The organism is Faecalimonas sp. (genome assembly GCA_029264305.1).
Classification (GTDB): domain Bacteria; phylum Bacillota; class Clostridia; order Lachnospirales; family Lachnospiraceae; genus Faecalimonas.
In genome coordinates this window covers 1-3,505 of the sequence record JARICA010000010.1, presented here as the reverse complement: position 1 = coordinate 3,505, position 3,505 = coordinate 1, and the positions used below count along the sequence as shown (strand labels likewise).

Here is a 3,505-nt window from a genome sequence, read left to right as displayed (position 1 = left end):
GATGATCATGTTGAAGCATATAGCCAATTTTATCAGTATTTTCTTTTAGAGGTTTCCCTTGAAATAAAACGGCTGGGAAATCAGGCGTTAATAGACCGCAGATAATGGAAAGTAAGGTTGATTTGCCGATGTGCCAGTTGCGGAAACAACAGCACTATACTTTATTGTAAAAATAATTATATGTACATCTGATTGCATCATGTTTATAAAGATTTGAAAATAAAAATTTACAGGCAGAAAAACTACGTGGTAAAAAAACGATGCTGTTCATACATTGTTATAACAGCTTGAGAGGATTGATTCTATGCCATGTAGAAAAAAGAAGATTAATGTAGAAGTGCATATGCCTTCAAAGGAAAACATAAAGGAATTTCAAAATCGAGTAAATAGAATATTGGCAGAAATAATAGAAACAAGAATCGAAAAGGAGAAAATGGCAACGAATAAAAAAAACGGTATTCTTAGCGAATTAAAAACAAAGTATATGATTAAATAAAGAAAATGAAAGTGAAAGTTAGAATAATAATTTTGAGGAGTTTATTATGGCAGTGCCTTACAACCGATTGCCTATCAAAATGCAAGAGAAAAAATCACAAATATGTATTTGTTGACAGGATCATTTTTCTTATGATAAAATTTGCATAATTTTATTAAAGAATATCGAAAGAGGTGGTTTAAATGGAAGTTACTCTTTGGTTAAGCATTTTATGGCTCATATATGGCATAGCTGGACTATTTGGGGTTCAAAATATTCCGACGAAATATAAAGGATACAGTTGGACTTTTCAATATAAGCAATCGGCTGGAATCGGCTGGCTGATTCTTGCAGTTCCCAGTCTTGCGAGTAATCTTTTAATAAGAATTTTTAGCTGGCCACATTATATTAATTTAATTACGATACTTTTAAGTGGGGTGGTTTCGGTTTGTTACAGTGTATATCAGGGAAAGAAGTTCAATAAGAGAATAAATGCTGAATAGGTTGATGTAAGGGATATGTAGATATGTAACAGGAAAGGTGCATATATAAGAATATTAAAAAATCTATTCTGTTTGGCTTTAGGTTTTGTAGTTCTTGGATTAGGGAGTATTGGTATCGTTATTCTTTTAGATGTCTCATATCCAAATTTGTTATTTACTTATGGAACCGTAATCGGATTGTTTAAAAAGGTGAAAATATGATAAAAAAATTTAATAGTATTGACGGAAGATACATAGAAAAAATATATGGACAAGATAGATTTGGATATGCTAAGTCTGATTTTGAAGATATATATGATTTGATCGAATGGTCCAAATTAGGAGAATATCCAGGAAACGAATTGTTTTTTTATGATTTTGAAAAGGGAAAAGTATATAAACCTTTTGATAAGGAAAGAAATATTGTTTATGGGAATCCTGTATTTGAAAATCATTTTTTATATTTTTTGCAAGGAGATTACGTTAAGAAAAAAGTGTCTTTATATAGATATTTCCCAGAAAGAGTTCTGGAAAAAGTTATAGAGTTAGAAATGGAAGAAGTAAACTTGTACAATTTAACAATTATAGGGGATCCGCTTTATGTTATTAGTCAGGATGCAGAAGATGGATTTTGTTGTTATTATCCTAACAAAATTTCATTTCCACTTAACGAGAGAGAATCGGTTGTTTTGATAGATGATGATAAGATATATATAGAAAGATGGATAGAAGAAGGGTGGGATGAAGAAAATAATTGCAGAACAGATAAATATAAATATTACACCGAGATTGTAGTTAAAGATTTTTTAGGAAAAACGATTGAAAAATATATTGGTTGTTTAAATAAACACTCTAATGGAGAATGGTGGATTTCATAATCTTTAGGATTAAAAGGGCTTGAATTTTAGGATTTGAGTGGAATGATAAAAGAATTTCATCATTAAATTAACATTACGGAGAAAACTTTGTTATGGAATGTGAGTTTAGCATGAAAACAATAAAAAAGAACTTTATTTGGAAAAATAAATACGGAAGAATTGGTTTTAATTTTGGAAGCATTTATCCAAGATGTAGATTTATATGAGTATCTTGATAACCATGAACCTATGGAAGATACGGTAGAAAGAAGAGCAATACATGAAAAACAAAGCATTGAGATAGTTATTATGGTTGTATATTTGTGGTATAATAAATTTATATTATTTTGGAGGTGCTATATGGGAAAATGGATGATTGCGGCAAATGGAAAAATGTACGATCATGCATCGGCTTTTCAAAAATGGGGATTTATAGATTGGAGACAAAGAGCAAATTATAAAACAGGTGATTTGGTATATATATATTGTACAAAACCATATAAAAAAGTTATGTATAAGACCATGGTTATTAAAGAAGCTATGGGGGCAAATGAAATTGTTAATGATAGCAAATTTTGGTTAGATATAGATGAATATAGGAAGGCATTAAGCGGAAAATATGCTCGTTTAAAACTAATTGAACAAGTGGATTCAGATAAATTAGCTTTAGATTATTTAAAAAAACATGGTCTAAAAGCTGCGCCACAAGGTCCAATTAAAGTGAAAGATGAGTTAGGTGAATATATTGATAAATACATGGACGATAGTTATTCTAATGGCATTTTCCCAGATTCAGATTTACCTAATGCAAGTTATGAAGGAGCAGTTAGTAAAGTATTAGTTAACAAATATGAAAGGAGTTCTATTGCAAGACAAAAGTGTATTGAATATCATGGATGCAAATGTAGTATTTGTGGTATCAATTTTGAAAAAGTATATGGTGAAATAGGTAAAGGATTTATTCATGTTCACCATATAGTACCATTAAATGAAATAAATGAAGAATATATAGTTGATTACAAAAAAGATTTAATTCCAGTATGTCCAAATTGTCATGCTATGTTACATAGAAAAATTGACGGAAAGGAATTATCCGTTAAAGCAGTGAAAAATAGTCTGCGTATTCATAATAATTAAATTTCTATCATAATAAAGGTACAATTTAAGAACCTTTCAATAAATACAAAAATAATCAGAAGGATGATTTTTAAAAAGTTCATACTACTCCAAATGGGGAAAGTATGGACTTTTTTGGTAACTAAACATGGTAATTCTTTTTCTGCATCCAGAAAATCAAAGACTACGAATGTCATTATCCTAAGTTTATGATATTGCACTATGGGAGGATAATTATTTATTCATGCAATGATTTCTGTATTCAGATGGGGTCATTCCTGTTTCCATGCGAAAACGTTCTGCAAAACTTCCCTGATTTTGATATCCAACTTCTTGTGCAACTAAGTTAATTGGAATAGTAGTATTCATTAGGAGTTCTTTCGCTTTATCCATTCTAACCGTTCGCAGATATTCACTAATAGAAACGCCTTTTTCTAATTTAAAAAGATGAGAAAGCTTATTTTTCCCCATGTACGCAATTTTTTCAATATCGCTAATATTGATGGAGTCTTTGAAATGATGATTTATATAGGAAATGACCTCATAGATTGCAGCAAGGTCATCTTCTGGTATAC

General features: G+C 30.0%; 5 protein-coding genes. 4 read left to right on the top strand and 1 reads right to left on the bottom strand.

The features are described 5' to 3' along the window. Positions 1-304 precede the first annotated feature (304 nt). The 4 genes from ACY2U7_RS03210 to ACY2U7_RS03195 all read left to right on the top strand — a co-directional run bounded on the left by ACY2U7_RS03210 (position 305) and on the right by ACY2U7_RS03195 (position 2,951). Positions 305-496 (top strand): hypothetical protein, encoded by a 192-nt coding sequence (locus tag ACY2U7_RS03210; RefSeq protein WP_461812117.1) that lies wholly within the window; start codon positions 305-307, stop codon positions 494-496. Between the two features lie 182 nt (positions 497-678). Continuing rightward, positions 679-978, top strand: coding sequence for a hypothetical protein (locus ACY2U7_RS03205; protein WP_461812118.1), 300 nt, complete (start codon positions 679-681; stop codon positions 976-978). 197 nt (positions 979-1,175) lie between these two features. Then, positions 1,176-1,835, top strand: coding sequence for a hypothetical protein (locus ACY2U7_RS03200; RefSeq protein WP_461868043.1), 660 nt, complete (start codon positions 1,176-1,178; stop codon positions 1,833-1,835). A gap of 159 nt (positions 1,836-1,994) precedes the next feature. Next, positions 1,995-2,951, top strand: coding sequence for an HNH endonuclease (locus ACY2U7_RS03195; RefSeq protein WP_461868042.1), 957 nt, complete (start codon positions 1,995-1,997; stop codon positions 2,949-2,951). 213 nt (positions 2,952-3,164) lie between these two features. Here ACY2U7_RS03195 and ACY2U7_RS03190 read toward each other — a convergent pair. Continuing rightward, the coding region (locus ACY2U7_RS03190; protein ID WP_461868041.1) for a helix-turn-helix transcriptional regulator at positions 3,165-3,505 on the bottom strand (341 nt) is incomplete at its 5' end.